We start from the raw sequence: 19,596 nt of genomic DNA, 5'->3' as shown, positions 1-19,596 counted from the left end.
AGGAACCGTTTTAAAAAAGTAGATCTAATTATTTTAGATGAGATGGGATACATTCCATTCAGTAAAGAAGGAGCCGAGCTTCTATTTCAACTCATCACCGATTGGTACGAGCAGAAGAGCATCATTATCACTTCAAATTTGGAATTTAGTCAGTGGAATCGAATATTTGTAGACTCGAGGCTAACAGCAGCTTTAGTTGATCGTGTCATACACCACGCTCATGTACTTACATTTTCAGGAGATAGCTACCGGGTTAGCCATGCATTATCCAGACAAAACTACTAAAAATATCGGCTGGCAAGCTTATGTATTTTTCATTGCATTATTATGTACTTTTCTCTTGCAAAACACAGCAATCACTCTTTAACCCATGTAGACGTTGTGAAATATTTATTTGTGCCAGCATAATTATGAAGTGTAAATGATGAAATTTTTAATAGGAATTTATAACAAAGGACTATCTGCATACAAAGAGGTAGAAATCACAACTAATGGTGTCGTAATTAACCAAGCATAATTAAATAATGAGCAAATTACATCTCTTATATATTGGGTTACATTACAGGAGGATATTAATTATCCTAGACCAAGATACAAGGTTATAAAACTTCCATATTATCGTCATATAAAAGAAATCGCTTCTTATTACTACCCTGATATATCAAGCATTAGTGAAGTTAGCTTAATAACTAATAATCAATGGATTGAAACACGAGGAAGATTTATTTGCACTTTGGAAAATAGAAATGGAAGTCTTGAAGGATAATGACATTGTCGGTGGAAGTAATAATGGAGACTTTGAACAGTGGATTCTTGAGATAAAACGAGAAGCAGAAGGAGCCTAGATTAGGCGTGAACCATAGAGGGTGCAATGAAGATATATTAATCTTATGCAAGTCACTATATACTATTAATCATTATGCTAAGTTTAAAGAAAACAAAAAAGAATTGTACAAATTAAAGGACAAAGTAATTAGAAAACTCATTAAAGAGGGCAAGGCAACAGTTATAGGTTTGCAGTATTCTCGTACGAAAAGCAAGATGAGAAATCATTCCGTATTGTTAATTGAGATTTCAGGTTACTACTTCCACATATATGCCATTAACGAAGAATTTAATTTCTTTCCCCATTTGGGAGAGATGAGTAAAAAACAGAATAATTTAAGTAAGGTGAAATATATAACAGCATTGAAAATGTTAAATTTATATTTAGAAGAGGGATACCATCAATAGGTATCCCTCTTCTAAATATTTATTAATTAATTAATTTTTTCTTTGTTTTCAAAAAAACTCAAATTGCTTATTCCTTCATGCTCCTTAGAATGCTTCACTTCATTGTCTACAATTATTTTTAGCTCTTTTGCCATCTTCTCCACTAAATTAACGACTAACGCATTCCCCATACAGAAGTAACGGAACTTATGCGGCATACCAGAGTCGGTCCAATTATCAGGGAAGCCATTCATTCGTTCACATTCAACTGGAGTAAGAATACGAAGACGTCCACTCTCAGGATCCCTTACCACGTGGGTGCTACGATTCTTGCTTGACTCGCTTGTAAGGATGGTGCGACCAGGACGGTCTAAGTGATCCGGAAATGCCATACCACCTTCTGAGTATTGGTAGTGGTAGCCTTCACTTGTGACTCGATCTACTTTCTTAGGCCCCTTCATGTACTCCCAATCCTCTAATTGTTCACCAAGGTAGTACTTTTCATCCTCTACGCCTTTTTCAAGGATATCCCCTAGAGTAATTTGTTTTCTAGGAGACTTTGGAAGGACTTCCTCAGAATAAATGTGACCATCAATCATAATTCCGCTATTACGGAAGCGAAAGCTAAAGTTGTCGGAAAGGTCTACGATATCTTCGTGTAGCTCTGTGCTTAAGGGTAAATGACGTGTCGATGATTCATCTTCAACTGGAAATTGACTTTGGAAGTAGCCTTCAGAGTGAAGAAGTACAGCCTTGTCTGTTAGTTGACGCTCTTTAAAGTATTGAGTGTCTTTATGAAAGGCAAAGATAAAAACTCGTCTGCGTTTTTGTGCGTAACCGTAGTCTGCGGCGTTTATCATGCGCCATTCCACACCATAGCCTCTTTTCTGGAACGATTTCAACATAACGCCGAAATCTCGTCCTCGTTGCTTCGAGGGAGATTTCAGTAACCTGTCTACGTTTTCTAACAGGACGAATGGAGGCTGTTTCTCTGCGACGATTTTATCGATTTCCCAGAAAAGGACGCCTTTCTTCCCAGCAATTCCATCTGCTTTCGTTCGAGCTACTGAATAATCTTGGCAAGGAAACCCGCCTACGAGGACTGTATGATCAGGAATGAGTTGCTTCGCAGCATTTGCGTACGTAGCAATGTCCTCATTTGTTACTCGCTTTTCTTCCCAATGGATAGAGTTCTTACGGTTAAATCTATCATTTCTTATATTGTCAATATAACAATTATAGGCATGTTGTTTAGATTTTCCTGGTTCCCACTGATTGGCGAAAACCGTTTCCCATTTCTTAGATGCTCTTTCGAAACCGAGACGGAAGCCACCTACACCAGCAAATAGCTCTGTAATGGTATAATCAAACTTCATTTGACTTCCCCCGTTCTTTAATTGACGAATCTTGTAAGTTACTAGTCTGTATGACATTATACTACATAGAAAGCGTTTATTAAAGATTATCGCATAGGGGGATACATCATTGTCACAAGAAAGATTTACATATGATTACACAAGTCCTACTTCCATTGAGGAACACGCGAAAAAACTAGAGAATCTCACATTTCGCGAGGCTTTAGATGGCTTGGTTATCCGTGAAGATGGGAATAAGGGAGGACTCGGCCGATTGGTCGAAGAAGGGCATTTTGGATATAATCCGAATAACACTTCAGGGCCTGATTTTGAGGAAGCTGGCGTAGAATTAAAGACCACTCCTTATGTCTATAAAACAAAAAAGAAAGCAAAAGCGAAAGAACGCCTCGTTCTAAATATGATAAATTTCAATAAGTTGCCACATGAGGACTTTGAAACTAGCTCATTCTGGAAGAAGAATCAGTTACTTCTATTAATCTTCTACCTTTACCAATCAAAAGAAGAGATTGCAAATCGGCTAGACTATAAGATTACACATGCCCAATTATTTCAGTTCCCTGACAAGGACTTAGAAATCATTAAACAAGATTGGGAGAAAATCATGAAGAAGGTTAAGGAGGGCAAAGCTCACGAACTTTCTGAAGGAGACACAAACTACTTAGGGGCTTGCACGAAAGGTGCTAATGCAAAGGATATGGTTGAACAGCCATACTCTGAAGAGTTAGCCATGAGACGAGCTTTTTCACTGAAGCCCTCCTATATGACGACTATATTAAACGACTACATCTTGGCAGGAAAGCGTACATACAAAGAGTCTATAGTGGGCCAAGATGAGCTGGATGGCCAAACCTTGGAGGAATACATTCTTAATCAACTCAGTAGATTTGTTGGGATGACAGAAGAAGAGATTATGAATGAGTTGGGAATAGAAATAAAGAAAAGCCAAAACCTTACTACACAGCTCGCATCTAAGATGTTACGCCTGGAGAGTGATATCGCGAATAGTGAAGAGTTCATAAAAGCAAATATTAAATTGAAGAATATTAGAGTCACCCAAAAAGGAAGGGTAAAAGAATCCATGTCCTTCCCTGCGTTTAAGTATAAAGAAATTGTAGATGAAGAATGGGAAACCTCAACCTTAAGGGAAATGTTCTTAAATACTCGTTATCTTTTTGTTGTATTTCAATACAATGATCAGGAAGAACTGGTGTTTAAGAAAGCAATGTTCTGGAATATTCCGCATAACGACTTAGAATTAGACGTTAGAGAAGTTTGGGACGAGACAGTTGAACGAATTAAATCAGGAAAAGCAGACCAGCTTCCTGGTTCAAGTGAAAATCCAGTTGCACATGTACGCCCTCATGCACGAAATAAACAAGATACTTATGAAACCCCACAAGGGCAAAATGTAGTCAAGAAATCCTTCTGGCTCAACAACACTTATATCGCTAAGCAAATAGGATATTGAGAGCGTTGTGATGTTTCTATTCACCCCCTATCTGGGAAGGCTGATTATAATTCCTAACAAATGGGTGGTAGACATGTCTGAACGTCTAACAGATGAACAAAGAAAGAGAAAGATGGGGGCAATTAAAGGGAAAGGGACCTCCATTGAGCGTAAAGTGTCCAAGGAATTGTGGAGAAGAGGATACGGATTCAGGAAGAACGTGAAAGACTTGTATGGTACTCCGGACATTGCTATCAAGAAGTATCGGATTGTCATTTTTTTTAGACTCTTGCTTTTGGCATGGTTGTGAGCGACATGGAACTTTCCCGAACTCCATCCAGGACTTCTGGTTTAAGAAGCTGCAGCGGAATAAGGCAAGAGATAAAGAAGTAAACGTGCATTACTACAACAATGGGTGGCACCTTCTCCGTATTTGGGAGCATGAGGTAAATGGTAGTGTGGTAAATACTGTTGATAAGGTCGTTCAATTTATTGAAGGGGCGAAAATGTACGAAAAAATGAAAACCATACAAATGGCGAAGGAGTGAATGCTGGGAGTATAAATCTTCCAGCATTTTCTTTTGTGCGTCCATATTCGGTAAAAGTTAACTATATGTTAAAATTGAACCATGAGCAGAGAAATAAGAGGGGTGTAACATGTCAGACTATTTATTTGATTTTTTGGAAGGTGTAGAAACTTCGCTAGCCGATTTGGCTAGGAAAATGGAAAATCTAGTATATGAATATCCGAGCGAGGCAATTATGAACGCCCGCTTATTCACAGAAGAGTTGGCAAAGCAAATCATTCGTAATGAAGAAGATTTGAGCTACCTTTTACATAGAAGGCAAGTAGAAAGAATAGACGGCTTGGATAAGAGCGGTGTCTTAAGGAAAGATGTGGCCAAGGCATTCGATACGGTTCGTTCTATTGGAAACAAATCTGTCCACCAAATTCAGAACGGAAACATTGAAGATGCGCTACGTGTTCATCGTAATATGTTTAAGCTCTCCATTTGGTTTATGGAAGTGTATGGGGATTACAACTTTACTGCTCCCGATTATCGCCCACCTTCCATTAGGAAGAAAGAAGAAGAGACTATTACAAAAGACGATATTAACAACATGATTCGAGAAACTTTAACGACTCATCTAAAGAAAAATGTGAATGGTGTATCTCCAGGAACAGAAGGGGTATCTGAACAGGAGGACAACAAAGAAAAAATAGCTGTTGATGACGGCTATGAGCCGACTATATTTGGCGGAAGCGCTCTGATATATGAGCTTTCTAAGTTACGAGAATCATCACAAGAGGCTGTTGAGAATGCGAATGCTTTTAGTGAATTCAAGGAATATATGCACGTATCTCGGCCTATACAAGAGGACTTAGTGGAATCATTAGAAGAAGCGGCAGGTAAGTCTGGGAGTCAACTTGTCTTATTATGTGGAAGCGTAGGAGATGGGAAGTCTCACATGCTTGCCTATCTGAACAAGCACAGACCGGATTTAATGCAGCAGTTTAGTATACATAACGATGCGACTGAGAGCTTTGATCCTTCAAAGGACTCGATGGATACATTGAATGAGGTGCTTCAATCTTTTTCTGACAATCAATTAGAGAAGTCTGAAGAGAAATTGATTCTTGCCATCAATTTGGGCGTACTGCACAATTTCTTGGAAACGGACTACGCAAGTGATAGCTATACGAAGCTCGGGGATTATATCACGGAATCTAATGTGTTTGACCGTACACTCATCACCAATCAAGATGATTCAGAATCGTTCCAATTAATCAGCTTTAGTGATTATCATGCTTATGAGCTCACAGAGTTTGGGCCGGAATCTTCTTATTTCACCGGGTTGCTTAAGCGCATCACCAACCCTGTTGAAGATAATCCGTTCTATCGAGCTTATAAATATGACCTGGAAAACTCCTATAAAGGTACAGTTCTGACCAATTACCTCTTACTACAGAAAGAAGAGGTACGGGAACGCGTGGTAGACACGTTAATTGCCACGGTTATCCAACAAAAGGTGATCATCTCTACTAGGGCTATGTTGAACTTTATTCACGATATTCTTGTCCCTACGAAATATATGGAGGAACAATTTCCATCCTTTATAGAGGAAGTGGAGGGGCTCTTGCCAAACCTCTTGTTCGGTCATTCTGAACGTTCTTCTATCTTGTCTAAATTATCTTATATGGATCCAATTCATACAAGAAATGAGAAGCTAGACGGAATCATTATTGAGTTGAACAATTCTATGAATATAGAGAAGGTATTCTCTAAACATATTAATCTAGATGGATTAGAAAGCTTTACTGAAGGTTTGAAAGAGTTGGGTTCCTTCTATGAGTTAACTCAATCGACAAGACACCTCATGAACACAAGCATGATTCGTCTTGCTTTCTTCCTTTCAGAGGAGCTTGGCGAAGTATTTGCAAATCATGTGTACGATAAATTCGGCAAACATCTTTTCCAATATAATCAAGGGCTACCTAGAGGATTGCGCCAGCTGTACGCTGAAGTGAAAGAGGCTGTATTTAAATGGAGAGGTAGCCCTAAAAAGGGTCACCTTTATACTTCTGATTCAGTTCAATCTATAAAGACAGCAATCGAGCTTAGCATGACTCCGGATGTGACTGGATTAGTCCAGCGTGATGAGGCTGTTCATTATCGTTTCAAGGACTCCTTACTCGTGACTTACAAAGATACAAGCACCAATAATATAGCAAGTCTTGAGATTGACTACCCACTTTACGAAAGAATCCTAAAAGTGCTTGACGGATATAAGCCAGACAAAAAGGATAAAGAAGATGCGATTCAATTTGTGGAATTTATTGAGAGGCTCATGCATCTAAATCAAAATCAAGAGAATGTACTTATATATGAAACGAGTCATCAGATGTTATTCAATTTAGAGTACGATCCGATTTTTGATGAATACATTTTTAAGAGGGATTAATGCCATGTATGAACAAAATTTGAATGAATTAAGAGCAGCAATGCGTATAAAAGAGGGTCAAAAGAAACTAACACACGTACGGAATACGAAGGCTCCATTTTTGCCATTCACAAGTCGTAACCCTGAACGTGCTCGATTTCAACGAGGGTTTACTGGTGTGATAGGTGAATTTACTCGTGCTCTCAAAGACTATTCGTTGAGTGAAGAAATGAACCGGGAAGAAGTTATTGAGAGCCTACTAAAGAAGGTGCAAGTAAATCCAGAAGACCGTATTTACTTCGAGAAACTCATTGATAATTTTCTCTTCTCAGATGGTGACCATATAAATATCTTTCATCCCCACATGCTCCTTTACCTACCGTTGAGTGAGGAAAAGGATTCCAAAGGAGAGAAGGAGATTGCCTTATTCCTAAAAGATGTTTTCGGTGGAGAAACGGAAGCGTTTGAATCGCTTCTTGGTAAGGGTGAAGGGGGAACGCTTATAGCCAACTTAATTCTTAACCAACTTGAGGGCCTCCATCCTAAGGAATCATCTAATAAATATATTGGGAAGTTGCCACAGATCACGGAGTTATTTAGAGAGGATTTAGAGTTTCTAACTAAGCATCCAGATTACTTGGTGGAAAATATGAATCTATTCCTGGGTTATTACTACTTTTTCTACATTACTCAATTCACCTTGAAATCGAACCAACTCTTTAAGTCTGATTTCACAGATGTAAACAAATTGTATTACATTTTGGACTGGGAAGGAGCAAGTAAGAACCGTACTAGCTATATGGAAGGATTTCAGAGTGTTAAAGAGTCTGCAAAGTTGTTGCTTCCTCATTATGACTCAATTGAACAGCTTAATTATATATTTGGAACAAATCATCTAATTTATCCTGAGTTTAAAGAGATATATGAAAATGAAAGCGAGGAGCAACGGATAGAAATTAGACGCCTGTTGAAATCATGGGTAGAAGAATATAGGTATCATTCCTCTTTAACTCCAATAGAATTACAGGATGATTTTGAGGAGCTTGTTCGTTCATTGGTTACTAGCTTAAGTGAGGGGGGACTGAGGCTCGGTCCCACTTCCAGATTTAAGCTTTCAATCGATGAAATCGGGAAGAAGTATTTCCTTAAGACAAGAGGCTCGCTTGGTTATATGCTAAATATTACTCAAGACTTCCTGTTACTCTTGACCGCCATTACAGTAAAAGAAGAACGGACATCCTTAAAGCAGGTCTTTCAATCGTTTGAAGAGCGTGGTGTCTTTCTTGATCGGCACTCCAAGGAAGCGGTGGTCATTCTTTATGACCAATTGAACCTGCTAGACAAAAAAAGTGACAGTGGTGATGCGCAGTATGTTAAACCAATTTTATAATTATTTAAGTGATAAGTTAATAGAATCCCTAAAAGAACAATCACTAGGGGGGGGAGAACGCTACTATCTCCAATTTGACGAAAAGAAACAAGTGCAAGAGTTTTATTCGGCACTATACGAATCAGAATACGCAGAGGATTTTACATACCAACACGAAAGGGGTACTCCGTACAGCACATTCGCGTTGCATATAGATGGCATACGCGTTGTTGTCGCAGCCACACGTGGAGACGTAACGCCAGATTTTCTCGTTACGCTAAGGAATAAGGTTGGTGAGCAAACAGGTCAGTGGGAGAACACGGCTCTTCTAAGCATCTGTGATGAAACCCTAGATAGTATTCGTGGAGGAAGCAGTGATTTGCAAAAAGAGGGGATGCCTTTCCATGTTCGGTCCATAGCTGCAAATTTAAAAGATGAAATTGAAAAGTCCCCTCTTCAGAAACATGAGCGGGAAGTGCTCGCATTTTATCTTTATAGAAAATTAGACGATATGATGCTACAACCTTCCTTATTCGACTTTGCTGAAGTCTTGGGTTTATTGAAGAAAGAAACGATACCTACAGAAACTTACCCTGAATTGGGATTATTTTACGATGGCAATCTTCCGGAGTTTACAAATCGAAATGCTATGCAAAGCAGGCTTTCCGATAATGCTGATTTCTTTGAAAGAGTACAACACATCCATGAGTACGATAATCTAAATCAACAGCTCGAGAAGCTATTCGACGAAGGGGGAGTAAAGAAGTTAAAGAGCGAAGAATGGCAAACTGTTGACTATAAAGACGTCAAAGAGTCAAATGAAAAATTGAAAAAGCAGAAAGGTAAGGCTCTTGAATACAAAGAGAACGTAAAGAAATTAACCTCTGAGAAACTTGGGTATTGGGAAAAAGCCCAAAATGAAAACACAAAACCAGGTCAACGTAAGCGTCATATCATTGTCTTTAATCCAGACAAAGAAGAATCTGTGAATATGACGTTTGAATTTGATGAGAGGTTAAAGAAGGAAGATGTAGACCAAAAGAGTACCCCATATGCAGAAGCTAAAGGGAAGAAGCTGCAAGTGCACCTCCCTAACACTGGTGAAGGTTCTAAATTCTATAAGATTGTTTACAAGCATAATAAAGAAACGAAGTCTTCATTTGAATTTCATATTTGCGTACTGACCTGCTCCCCAATATGGCTGAAATCAATCCAAACCTACTATTCTGTTGATGTGAAGAATAAATCACTAACCATTAAGAATGACGGGCAGAACATTGTTTTCGGTGACAAGAGTATAGATCCAGAAGAAATAGTTATAGAGGAACCTAGTGAGATTGTGAAACTTAATGCAAATCAAGCCGTGGAGATTTCATCTGAATCACCGGCATGGGAGGATGAATCTCTTCGTTTTCAACTTCAGATAGAAGAGATAATAGTTCCAATCTTACTAAAAGAACAAATTGTGAAGACCCCTCCTGTATTGGGGCCAAGGATTTGGAAGTTAAAGCGGGAGAATGAAGCGCATGTATTATTCGCGAATAATAAGTTACAACAAGGAACACGAGAATTTAACGTACGCGATGAATTTAAGCAATATCTCCAATATGAAGAGCAATGGATACGCGAAAATATTCATTATGCTGAATTGTCTATTCATGGGTTAGAAAAAATCTCACTAGAAGTGAACTCATCCATAGCAGAGGCTTACCAAAACCTCTTAGACTATTTCTCTAGTAGAAAGTTGTTACCAAGCTTGGCTTACATGGATAATGTACTTGAAGAGTTATCAAGGCAATTTATTCAGGCATACAACCATGAAATAGAATCCATTGAAGAAGATGCTCACATTAACGCACATCAGAGGAACCTATTTAAACTTGGAACGATTCGTAACGGTAAGAAGATTCTTCTGACGCCGCTCCATCCTTTAAATATTGCTTACCAATTAGCAGTAAGGAATGAAATTGGAAAAGAAGGCTTAGAGGCACACATGTTAGATCGCCTGCGGCCGTTGAACTTATTGCCCTATATGTATGGTGAACAAAATCAACTTTATAAACCAGTCTATCAGCGTAATGCTAGTGAATGGACAGTATATGAACCTTTGCACCAAGAAACGCTTGAAGGTACAAATACATATCATGCAAGTGTAGTTGAAGAGAAGATGAAGCAGTTCGTAGATCATTTCAAATATCTCTTCATTAGTGGCTCTAAATCGCCTTTAAAAGTTAATATAATTAACATGGCAAATGACCGTGAAGTAATGAGAGGCGTTTTCCATTTTCTTAAATCACAAGTAGAGAAGGAAGGGTTTGGAAACGTCGTTCCAATAGAGATTGCTTTATACCAACGTGAAGTGGCTGAAAGTGCATTTGAGTTGTTCTCAAACCTTGAAAATCCGGAAAGGATAGAAGAGGCTTTTGATATATCTCTTCAATCTAAGAGCCTAGATCCTACGGACATGTTGCGAATCGTACGTGAGAACATCCAATACTACAAATTGGAGGATGAGGGTCATTACAACTATGCTCACATCTCATTCTTCAAGATGTCTAGTCAAGAACAAGATGCCAAGAACATAATGGATGAGATTGATACTGGAATCGCTTTAAACGGACTCCTTTCCTCTACGAGCTCACTCACTACTTCTGATGATTATCGCGTTGGGTTTGGTACAAAGCATACCCCTAGTGAAGAAAATGAGATTATGAGAACGACGAAGAACATGAATGAGTTAGCGAGTAATCTTGATAACGAAGGGCGTAATCCATATCGTAAGGGTCAAACGATTGTTACGATGTCATCTTCTGTTCAAGACGATGTGTTAGATAATCTATATGATTGCTCTCATTGGGTAACATTTGTAGATCCAAATGTGGATCTTGATTTCTTCCAGCGCTCATCAAAAGAACTGTTAGTTATCCATTATAGTGATCAATACTCTTCCTCTGATAAGTATGATGCTATTACAGTCACAGATAAAAATGTTCAATACGGTAATGTAATTAAGCAGTACCTTCAAGATAAGGACATTCACCCTGAAACATCCGACATCCATGCTGCCATCCGTGCATTCAACACGATAAATGGAGAATGGTTGTTGAGGATTATTGGAAGTAAGGGTCATTTCTCCCGAGAGAAACTAAGTATCGTGTCAGCAATTAAGTACACACTTAGCTTCTATCAACATAAGGACATTACTTGGGTTCCTATTTCACTTGAAGAGATTCTTCGTGTGGCTGGTGCGGTCAAACTTACAAAGAGTGAAGGTGTGTTCTCTGCTTCGAACTTAGGCGTTCGCGGGGCAACAAGCGATGATATTCTGCTAGTTGGTGTAGAGACGAAGGATGATGATATATTCGTCCACTTCTATCCTGTTGAAGTGAAGATCGGCGGCGATCAGACGTCTAAAGCACGTGAGCAAATAGAGAAGACGAAGCGTCTCTTTGACGAACAATTAAAAGAAGTGGATGAAGAAGGAAATCGACCGTTCCGTAATAAATTCTTCCGTAATTTCTTTGTGCAGATGTTACTCGCTAATGCGCGTAAATTTATGACTAATGGCATCTGGGACACTGGGCAGTACGAGAAGCTGGAGGCTCTGAAAGGTCATCTTATGAATGACGACTTCCACGTCGGCTATCATCTAGAAGAGTTCATTGGGAAAGGGGCAATCCTCTCCTTCCGTAGTGAAGGAACATGGCGTTCAGCTCTAATCGAACAAGACGTAATGAACTTAATCCTAACGGAAACAGACGCCTATACCGGGATTGTAGAAGATTTGTCTGTCATTCGAGAAAAGATGGAGCAAGGTCATCTGGATATCCCAGTAAGCAAGCTGCTATCGACTACTTATAATCAAGAGGCGGTTGAGGTGAGAATGCCTGAGCTTGTCACTGTTGGTGGTGACGCAGAAGGTGTTCCTGAAAGAGAAGTGGATACATCGCCAGGCTACACTGCTGATTCAGGAAATAGTCAAGTCGCTGATGGGGGAGCTGGTTACCCCGGGAACTCATCTGGCGATAATAGCGCTGACCATGATCGTGACACTGACCAAGATGAATCGACTACTGAAGTGACTGAAGTAGCAACCGACGTACAACCTCTTGATTATTCTACAGATGTTGGACCGTCCACTCCTAGTCTAGAAGATGTTCGGGTGCGACTTGGGGAAGTTCAAGGGTCCACGAAGACACTGTACTGGGAGTACGGACATCCAGAGTTGGCAAACCGTCATATCTTGATTTCTGGGAAGTCTGGTCAAGGGAAGACCTACTTTATCCAGTCCATGCTAATGGAGTTAGCAGATCAGGGCATTTCTAGTATCATATTTGATTACACAGACGGATTTAAGAAGGGACAACTTGAGCCGCAGTTTAAGGAACGATTAGGGGACAACTTAATCAACTATCTTGTGGCACGTGACGGTTTCCCAATTAACCCGTTCAAGCGTAACGAGAAGGAAATCGATGAGGATGAGTTCATTCAAGAAGATTATTCTGATGTTGCAGAACGGATCAAGAGTGTATTCAGCGCCATCTATCGAGACTTAGGCCACCAGCAGCTCAATGCGATCTATCAAGCTACCATCCGCGGCTTGCGTAAATACGAGGAGCAAATGAACTTAAATGTTCTTGCCCGTGAGTTAGAGGAAGATGGTTCAGGACCTGCAAAGACAGCACTAGCTCAAATTAGTCTTTTAATTGATAAGAATCCGTTCGACCATACACAAGAAAATGATTGGTCGAAGCTTGGAGATCAGAAAGGGAAGGTCCACATCATCCAGATGACGACCTACACCCGAGATGTCCAACTCATGATTACAGAGTTTATTTTGTGGGACATCTGGCATTACAAGGTTCAGCATGGCGATAAGTCACTTCCATTCCCTGTAATCCTTGATGAAGCACAGAACTTAGACCATAGCGATAAGTCACCAAGTTCTAAGATCCTTACAGAAGGCCGTAAATTTGGATGGTCCGGCTGGTACGCAACCCAATTCCTTAAGGGACAGTTGACGTCAGATGAGATCTCAAGACTTCAGAACACAAGTCAGAAGATCTTCTTCCAACCGCCGGAGAACGAAATTAGTTCCATTGCGTCTATGCTTGGCCATGATACCCACTCTCGTAAAGATTGGGAGAAACGCCTAGCATCCTTGCGCAAAGGGCAATGCATTGCATTTGGTCCTTCTAGGGGAGCGAATGGGGAATTGCTGAATAGCAATCCGGTGATTATTGATATTACGTCTATGGATGAGAGATTTAAATTTTAATAGATAGATATCCCCCCCCTGAATTTTTTAATTCGGGGGGTTTTTGAGTCGGGGTTTACTTTCGATTATCCTATTCTGAGAGTCTGATATTTTAATTCGCAAAAACCCTATTTTTATGGAAAATTAAGTTTTAGTATATTAATATTTGTATAATAACCATAATTTATGAAGGTGGCTATGCTATGGGCTTTGGAGTCAGAAGGAGCGTCAATCTAGGCGGAGATGTTCGAATGAATGTAGGTAAAAGAGGGGTCAGTATGAGTGCTGGGTCTAAAGGAGCGCGAGTTAGAGTAGGTTCAAATGGCGTACGTGTTCGGGCAACGGTTCCTGGAACAGGGATATACTATGAAAATGGACTGCGGGCCAATAGGAATTCGTCGAGCAGTAATCAAGCGTATCGACAGAATCGGTTAACACAAACTCAAAAAGACGAGCAAAAGAAGCAAGAACAAGCTATGGCTCGAGATGCGGTAGCTCGGTTTCAGGAAAAATGTGAATTTCTGATTTCTTTACACAAGGATTGCACGGAAACCTTCAACTGGAACCATATTGTTCGTACACCTCCGTTCACAGAAGGGGAACAAGGGCCGAATGAAAAAGAGGCTGAAGAAGCGGTTACCAATTATAGGCCTACTCTTCGCGACCGGTTCTTTAAACGTAAAGAAGCAAGACATCGCTTACTCATGGAAGCTATAGGTCCAGCGAAAGAAGAGGACGACAAGTTGTATGAAGAGTGGTTGTCCATAAAGGGGTTGGGTGAGCGGGTTTTAAAAGGCCAAGTGGATAGCTATGCCAAGGTAATTGATGATTTGGCTCCTTTCGCGGATATCGAAAAACTCGGAAGTGGATTCAATCATAGTTTTAAAGATCGGTATCAGGCCGTCTTTGACCTTTACGTTCACTCGGACAAAGTTATACCATCCCATGAACTGAGCCTCACGAAGACGGGTAAGCTATCAAGCAAGCAAATGACGAAAACGAAATTCTATGAACTCTATCAAGATTATGTTGCCAGTGTTGTGTTACGAGTAGCGAGGGAAATGTTTGCCCTGCTCCCCTTACAGACTGTCACCATTAATGCAAAAGGAGAGCAGTTCAATTCTGCTACAGGATTTCATGAAGAAAACACAATTCTTTCTGTGAAAATTGATCGACAAACGTTAGAAGCCCTGAACTTTGACCGTATTGATTGTTCAGATTCAATGCAGAATTTCGAACACCGAATGAGTTTTAAAAAAACCAAAGGCTTTAGTCCCGTGGAAAATCTGGAGGTTGTACAGTAATGCAGGCATTACTAGGTTGTTTAGGAATTATCATCATTCTGGCTATTGCATTCGCAATACTTGGATTTATCCTCAATAATATTTTAGGCTTTATTGGTATCGGTATAGCGATTTGGGCTATCTATGAATGGTCAGTAAATCGCAAAATACAAGCAAAATCAAAGAAACCAGCCATCATCCTTACATTTGCTCTCGCCCTTACAATTATTGGATTTACCCCAGTTGACGACAACGCTTCATCTTCAGCAAATCAAGAGGCTGCTGAAGAGGTATCAGAAGAGAAAGAAACCAAAGAAGAAACAGAATTATCAGAAGTAGAGGAAGAGGAATCTTCTGGTGATTCAACAGAAGCTAAAACAACTTCAGAAACGCCATCTAAAGAAGAAAAAGAATTCGACGTGGCAACAGTTACCGATGTGGTCGATGGTGATACGATGGATGTCACATTCAAAGAAAGCGGCGAAACGGATACGGTCCGTTTACTTCTTATCGATACACCTGAAACCAAACACCCAGACCTTCCTACTCAAGAGTGGGGCCCTGAGGCAAGTGCCTTTGCAGAAGAGCATTTAGCGGGCGAAGAAGTCCATTTATACTACGATGAAGATAAGCGGGATACTTACGACCGATTGCTTGTCTATCTCCACGTGGATGGGGAGGATTTCAACAAACAACTACTCGAAGAAGGATTGGCTAGAGTCGCCTATGTCTGGGAACCGAACACATCCCGCCTTGATGAGTACTATTCTGCAGAGGAAAAAGCAAAGAAAGAAGATTTGAACATATGGAGTGTAGAAGGGTACGTAGCTATGGAAGAGGATGGTGGGTACAACCAGGATGTTATCGACCCACCTGAACCAGTAGTGCAAGAAGAGGAAAGCACAACGACCTCCGCTTCAACCGATAATGGATATAGCGGTCCGTACGATCCAAATGGAGCAGACAGAAACTGCGGAGACTTTAATTCACACGCAGAAGCCCAAGCCTTTTTCATCGCAGCAGGTGGCCCTAGCAACGACCCCCACCGATTGGATGGAAATGATAACGATGGATTAGCTTGCGAGAGTTTACCATAGACTTTAGCAAACGGGGAAAACCTTCGGGTGGTCTCAGCAAGTACACTCTACAAAATGAATGATTGAGCAGCGGTCTTTTCCCGATATTCTCTATGGGAAAGGCCGTTGTATTTATTTTGAGAATGATTTTGGTTGCAATAGATATAATCCTGAATAATATCTATTCAAGAGATGAATTATTTTATAGTTCGGAAATATACGTATGTGTAGCTTCACCGGGGTGATTATAACTCGGACGTAGGAGGCATGTATGTCTCATATTGGTCGAGGATTGTGATGTCTGAAGAGGTAGGGCAATATGAGACAGTTTAAACTTATGGCATTCTAAAAATGTAGGTTTTGTCAGTAAATTTATGTAAGTAGATGTGCTTCGAAAAGAAGGTATAAATAACATGATTTTCAATTTCAATCAATATCTTCTCACTCCTCTTTCAATTTAATAATTATAGAATTTGGGTCGGCTATTTCTAGTGAATTATCATTTGTACCTATAGCTGTCACTTTATTAATATAGTTATCATTCAGTATTAATTCATAGGAACCTGGAGGTAGTTCGTTTTTGTTTTCTTCTATTTCTGTCGCTATTTTATCCAATATTTCTTGCTTAGGTTTCTTATCTTTGTCTTCCATGTAAAACTCTATAACGTATGATAAGAGATTAGGATCGTAATCAACATCGTTTAGTAATATTTTATATTCTTCAGCATCAAGAGTAGGATCCTTTAGAAAGGTGTTGGACACTTCTATTAGATTCTTATCAAATATAGCAGTTCTGTAATACTGAGTACTATATCCATCCCCAGTAACATTGTTTAAAGCATCTGCAGTTACCCCAACAATAGGTTGTTCTTGAGCTAGTTGATTCAACATTGAGTTTAATGTATTAAATTCTTGATTATAAACTTTCGCGTAAATACCAGTTACAATGGCGTTCTCAACTTGCCCACTTTGAGTGAAAATATCTTCGTACATGATACTGGCATTTTCCTCATTTACGGGGACTATGGCATATGTATGATATTCTAAAGGAGAAACTGATTTTAAGAAAACTGTAATTCCGCCGTTTGCCGCTTCCATATTGTGTACTTTTACTTCACTTTTGTATTTATTCGAAAAGTATTGTACAACCGCTTCCTTAATCTCCTCCTCATTTTCCTCAGCTATTTTCTCAATATCTGCACTCGCATTCCTTAGAGTATATCCTGTGCCGTCATAGTCTTGAACAGGCACTAAGTTTTCGTTTTCATAATTTTGGTCTGCTTCGTTAGCGTTTGTTTCTTGGTTCTCACTTTTCTCATTCATAAATGCACATCCTCCTAAAATGATAGTAGCCACCAATGGAAGAATAGTTCTTTTTATATTCATGTTATGCAGCACTCCCTTTAATGGTCTATTCGACCAACTAATAGATAAATATCATCTTCATTCTAATACAACTCATAGGGGAAAGTGGGGAGGCTGTTGTCAAACCTCTACCTTAGACCCTCACCTGTAATTGGTGTTCTGCTGAGCACTCATTGAAGAGATAATTCATTCTTTATTTCTTGGGATTATAAGAGGGTCAGGGTAAGCCTTTTCTAGTGAGTTACCTTTTGAGCCAATGCCAGTGATTTTATTTATATCGTTATCGTTTAAGATTATGTTGTAGGCACCAGGTGGTAATTTGTTCTGATGGGTTTCTAGTTCATTAGTAATCTTCTTGAGTAAAGAATCTTGCGGTTCTGTTCGAGTATCTTCCATATAGAATTCTATATTTATATAGAATTGGGAAGGGTCAAAGCCGGATTCTTTCACAATACTGGTCCATTCCTCTACACCGTATTCTGGATTGTTGATGTAAGTATTCGAGATTTCCTTTAATTGCTCATCAAAGTTAGCTGTTCCATAATAAATCGTACTGTAATTAGTATCGCTTATATGATCTAGAGCTTTTTGGTTTAATCCAACAATAGGTTCAGTGGAAATCAGACTTTCGAGGGTACGGTTTAGTTCATCAAATTCATCTTTATAAACCATTGCGTAAATTCCAGTAACGATGCCATTCTCTACTTGACCACTTTGAGAGAAGACAGCTTCATCCTGTATGGTACTGTCTTGGACCGGGACAACTACATATGTATGAAATCTAGGTTCTTTCTTAGATTCTACGAATGCAGTAATTCCGTCAACGGCAGGTTCTAAATTATGAACAGTAACTTCTGTTTTGTACTTAGTCAATAAATAGTCTTCTACTGTTTCTATGATTTTCTGTTCATGATCTTTAGCTAATTTCTCAATCTTGGGGTTTGCGTTCCTCAAGGTGAACCCTTCACCGGTATAGTCTTGAACAGAAACAAACTCTTCATCAGTTGACGTCTCACTTTGCTCTTCACTCATGAACATACATCCTCCTAACAGGATAGTTGTAATCAGAGGAAGAATTCTTCTCCTTACAGTCATCGCATTTAGCACTTCCTTTCAGGGTCCATCCTTTATAAACACAGGTCGTCCCCACATCTATTTTATAACAATATAAGGAAAAAGGGTGTGCGACGATGGTCACATTTGGACCGGTCATGTATGGCTACCATGATAAATAGATGTATATATAGGAAGTGACTCTCTCATTAATTGTGTCTAGCATGTACTAGCGCAATGTTGAATCTAGTTTGTAAATGGGATTTGGTATAGCGCGCTCCAATGGCTCTCCTTTTGATCCTGAAAACGAAGCAGCATGGACGTAATTATCATTCAGAATGATGTTGTATTCGCCAGGGGGGAGGTTGGTAGCTTCTTCAATAGTCGTTACAAGCTTGTCCAAGATCTCTTGACTAGGGGAAGCTTCTTCATCGGCCATGAACAACTCTATGGCGAACGTTATTTCTTTAGGATTAAGCTTCTCCACGTCGAAATAATTCTTCCAATCCTCGCCTGAATAGTCTGGATTGCTCAGATATTCGTCCGTTAGGGATAACACGTAGTCACTGAATACTGAAACACGATAATAGACAGTTTCATGCCCGGAGCCTGAAACATTGTTTTTCGCTTCTTCAGTTGTACCGACAACAGGGTTGTCCTTTACAAACGTACGAATTAATTCGTCTAGTTCACTGAATCTTTCTCTATAAATCATTGCATATAGGCCACTAGCAATGGCATTTTCGACTTGTCCTTCTTGAGTCCAAATCTCGTCTGTTAAGACTGTTTCGTTTGTTAAATCAATTGGAACAATCGCATACGTATTATAGTTAGGTTCTTCTTTAGATTCTACGAATACAGTTACGGCGTCATCAGCAGCTACTAAGTTATGTACGATAACTTCTGATTTATATAGTGATAGAAAGTAATCCTTAACCCCTTTTTCTACCTCGTGTTTATTTTCTAATGCAATATCTTTATTCTTCTGATTTGAGTTGTTTAAATTATAGCCATTACCTGTGTAGTCCTGAACCTTAACGTAGGTGTTATCAGTCTCATGGATAGCTTCAGCTTCTTTACTATCTGTATCTTGTTGTACGTTCTGCTCGTCATTCAGAAATCCACATCCCCCTAAAGATATTGTAGCTATTAATAGTAGAATTGATCTTGTTATATTCATTACATGAGGCACTCCTCTTCGATTTCTGTTGAAGT

15 protein-coding genes are annotated in these 19,596 nt (G+C 39.5%); 11 read left to right on the top strand and 4 right to left on the bottom strand.

The genetic code is table 11. The annotated features are described in order from the left end of the window. The 3 genes from H513_RS0116545 to H513_RS20545 form a co-directional block, all read left to right on the top strand. Positions 1-285 (top strand): ATP-binding protein (locus H513_RS0116545; protein WP_026801718.1); only part of this gene is annotated, 285 nt, incomplete at its 5' end. A gap of 419 nt (positions 286-704) precedes the next feature. Next, the gene (locus H513_RS21980; RefSeq protein WP_211226522.1) at positions 705-845 is read left to right on the top strand and encodes a hypothetical protein; all 141 of its coding nucleotides are present in this window, start codon (positions 705-707) and stop codon (positions 843-845) included. A 7-nt stretch (positions 846-852) separates the two neighbouring features. Then, a complete protein-coding gene (locus H513_RS20545) occupies positions 853-1,233 on the top strand; it encodes a YkyB family protein (RefSeq protein WP_051240090.1) in 381 nt (126 codons plus the stop codon). Positions 1,234-1,259: 26 nt separating this feature from the next. Here H513_RS20545 and dcm read toward each other — a convergent pair whose 3' ends face one another. Continuing rightward, on the bottom strand, positions 1,260-2,588 hold the full coding sequence (gene dcm, locus H513_RS0116530) for a DNA (cytosine-5-)-methyltransferase (RefSeq protein ID WP_026801717.1): 1,329 nt from the start codon (positions 2,586-2,588) through the stop codon (positions 1,260-1,262). A 109-nt stretch (positions 2,589-2,697) separates the two neighbouring features. Between dcm and H513_RS0116525 the strand changes: the two genes are divergently transcribed. The 8 genes from H513_RS0116525 (at position 2,698) to H513_RS21025 (ending at position 15,984) form a co-directional block, all read left to right on the top strand. Next, positions 2,698-4,056: a Sau3AI family type II restriction endonuclease gene (locus tag H513_RS0116525; protein ID WP_026801716.1), complete on the top strand. Its 1,359-nt coding sequence runs from the start codon at positions 2,698-2,700 to the stop codon at positions 4,054-4,056. 73 nt (positions 4,057-4,129) lie between these two features. Continuing rightward, positions 4,130-4,345 carry a PDDEXK family nuclease gene (locus H513_RS22130; RefSeq protein WP_231572130.1) on the top strand — a complete coding sequence of 72 codons (216 nt, stop codon included), beginning with the start codon at positions 4,130-4,132 and terminating at the stop codon, positions 4,343-4,345. 85 nt (positions 4,346-4,430) lie between these two features. Next, the gene (locus H513_RS22125) at positions 4,431-4,583 is read left to right on the top strand and encodes a PDDEXK family nuclease (RefSeq protein WP_233422727.1); all 153 of its coding nucleotides are present in this window, start codon (positions 4,431-4,433) and stop codon (positions 4,581-4,583) included. A 109-nt stretch (positions 4,584-4,692) separates the two neighbouring features. Beyond that, positions 4,693-6,999 carry a DNA phosphorothioation-dependent restriction protein DptF gene (dptF, locus tag H513_RS0116515; protein ID WP_026801715.1) on the top strand — a complete coding sequence of 769 codons (2,307 nt, stop codon included), beginning with the start codon at positions 4,693-4,695 and terminating at the stop codon, positions 6,997-6,999. A 4-nt stretch (positions 7,000-7,003) separates the two neighbouring features. Then, on the top strand, positions 7,004-8,368 hold the full coding sequence (gene dptG / locus H513_RS0116510) for a DNA phosphorothioation-dependent restriction protein DptG (protein WP_036770531.1): 1,365 nt from the start codon (positions 7,004-7,006) through the stop codon (positions 8,366-8,368). Next, positions 8,349-13,625, top strand: a complete 5,277-nt coding sequence (gene dptH / locus H513_RS22120; RefSeq protein WP_026801713.1) for a DNA phosphorothioation-dependent restriction protein DptH — start codon at positions 8,349-8,351, stop codon at positions 13,623-13,625. The genes dptG and dptH overlap by 20 nt, the downstream gene beginning before the upstream one ends. Before the next feature lie 182 nt (positions 13,626-13,807). Beyond that, positions 13,808-14,908, top strand: a complete 1,101-nt coding sequence (locus H513_RS0116500; protein WP_026801712.1) for a DUF4236 domain-containing protein — start codon at positions 13,808-13,810, stop codon at positions 14,906-14,908. Beyond that, positions 14,908-15,984 (top strand): thermonuclease family protein, encoded by a 1,077-nt coding sequence (locus H513_RS21025; protein WP_051240088.1) that lies wholly within the window; start codon positions 14,908-14,910, stop codon positions 15,982-15,984. Before H513_RS0116500 ends, H513_RS21025 begins: the two co-directional genes overlap by 1 nt. Before the next feature lie 420 nt (positions 15,985-16,404). Here H513_RS21025 and H513_RS0116490 read toward each other — a convergent pair whose 3' ends face one another. The 3 genes from H513_RS0116490 to H513_RS0116480 all read right to left on the bottom strand — a co-directional run bounded on the left by H513_RS0116490 (position 16,405) and on the right by H513_RS0116480 (position 19,561). Beyond that, on the bottom strand, positions 16,405-17,286 hold the full coding sequence (locus H513_RS0116490) for a DUF1672 family protein (RefSeq protein WP_026801711.1): 882 nt from the start codon (positions 17,284-17,286) through the stop codon (positions 16,405-16,407). 228 nt (positions 17,287-17,514) lie between these two features. Beyond that, on the bottom strand, positions 17,515-18,360 hold the full coding sequence (locus H513_RS0116485) for a DUF1672 family protein (RefSeq protein WP_026801710.1): 846 nt from the start codon (positions 18,358-18,360) through the stop codon (positions 17,515-17,517). A gap of 250 nt (positions 18,361-18,610) precedes the next feature. Then, a complete protein-coding gene (locus H513_RS0116480; protein WP_026801709.1) occupies positions 18,611-19,561 on the bottom strand; it encodes a DUF1672 family protein in 951 nt (316 codons plus the stop codon). Positions 19,562-19,596 lie beyond the last annotated feature (35 nt).

Origin of the sequence: Pontibacillus halophilus JSM 076056 = DSM 19796 (assembly GCF_000425205.1) — a bacterium.
GTDB classification, from domain to species: Bacteria; Bacillota; Bacilli; order Bacillales; family BH030062; genus Pontibacillus_A; species Pontibacillus_A halophilus.
The sequence above is the reverse complement of the archived record's forward strand: the minus strand, read 5'-3'. Positions and strand labels throughout refer to the sequence as shown.

Coding starts and splice junctions, on each gene's coding strand:
- dcm (WP_026801717.1), bottom strand. CDS start 2,588: ATGAAGTTTGATTATACCATTACAGAGCTATTTGCTGGTGTAGGTGGC.
- H513_RS22130 (WP_231572130.1), top strand. CDS start 4,130: ATGTCTGAACGTCTAACAGATGAACAAAGAAAGAGAAAGATGGGGGCA.
- dptF (WP_026801715.1), top strand. CDS start 4,693: ATGTCAGACTATTTATTTGATTTTTTGGAAGGTGTAGAAACTTCGCTA.
- dptG (WP_036770531.1), top strand. CDS start 7,004: ATGTATGAACAAAATTTGAATGAATTAAGAGCAGCAATGCGTATAAAA.
- dptH (WP_026801713.1), top strand. CDS start 8,349: ATGTTAAACCAATTTTATAATTATTTAAGTGATAAGTTAATAGAATCC.
- H513_RS0116500 (WP_026801712.1), top strand. CDS start 13,808: ATGGGCTTTGGAGTCAGAAGGAGCGTCAATCTAGGCGGAGATGTTCGA.
- H513_RS21025 (WP_051240088.1), top strand. CDS start 14,908: ATGCAGGCATTACTAGGTTGTTTAGGAATTATCATCATTCTGGCTATT.
- H513_RS0116490 (WP_026801711.1), bottom strand. CDS start 17,286: ATGAATGAGAAAAGTGAGAACCAAGAAACAAACGCTAACGAAGCAGAC.
- H513_RS0116485 (WP_026801710.1), bottom strand. CDS start 18,360: ATGAGTGAAGAGCAAAGTGAGACGTCAACTGATGAAGAGTTTGTTTCT.
- H513_RS0116480 (WP_026801709.1), bottom strand. CDS start 19,561: ATGAATATAACAAGATCAATTCTACTATTAATAGCTACAATATCTTTA.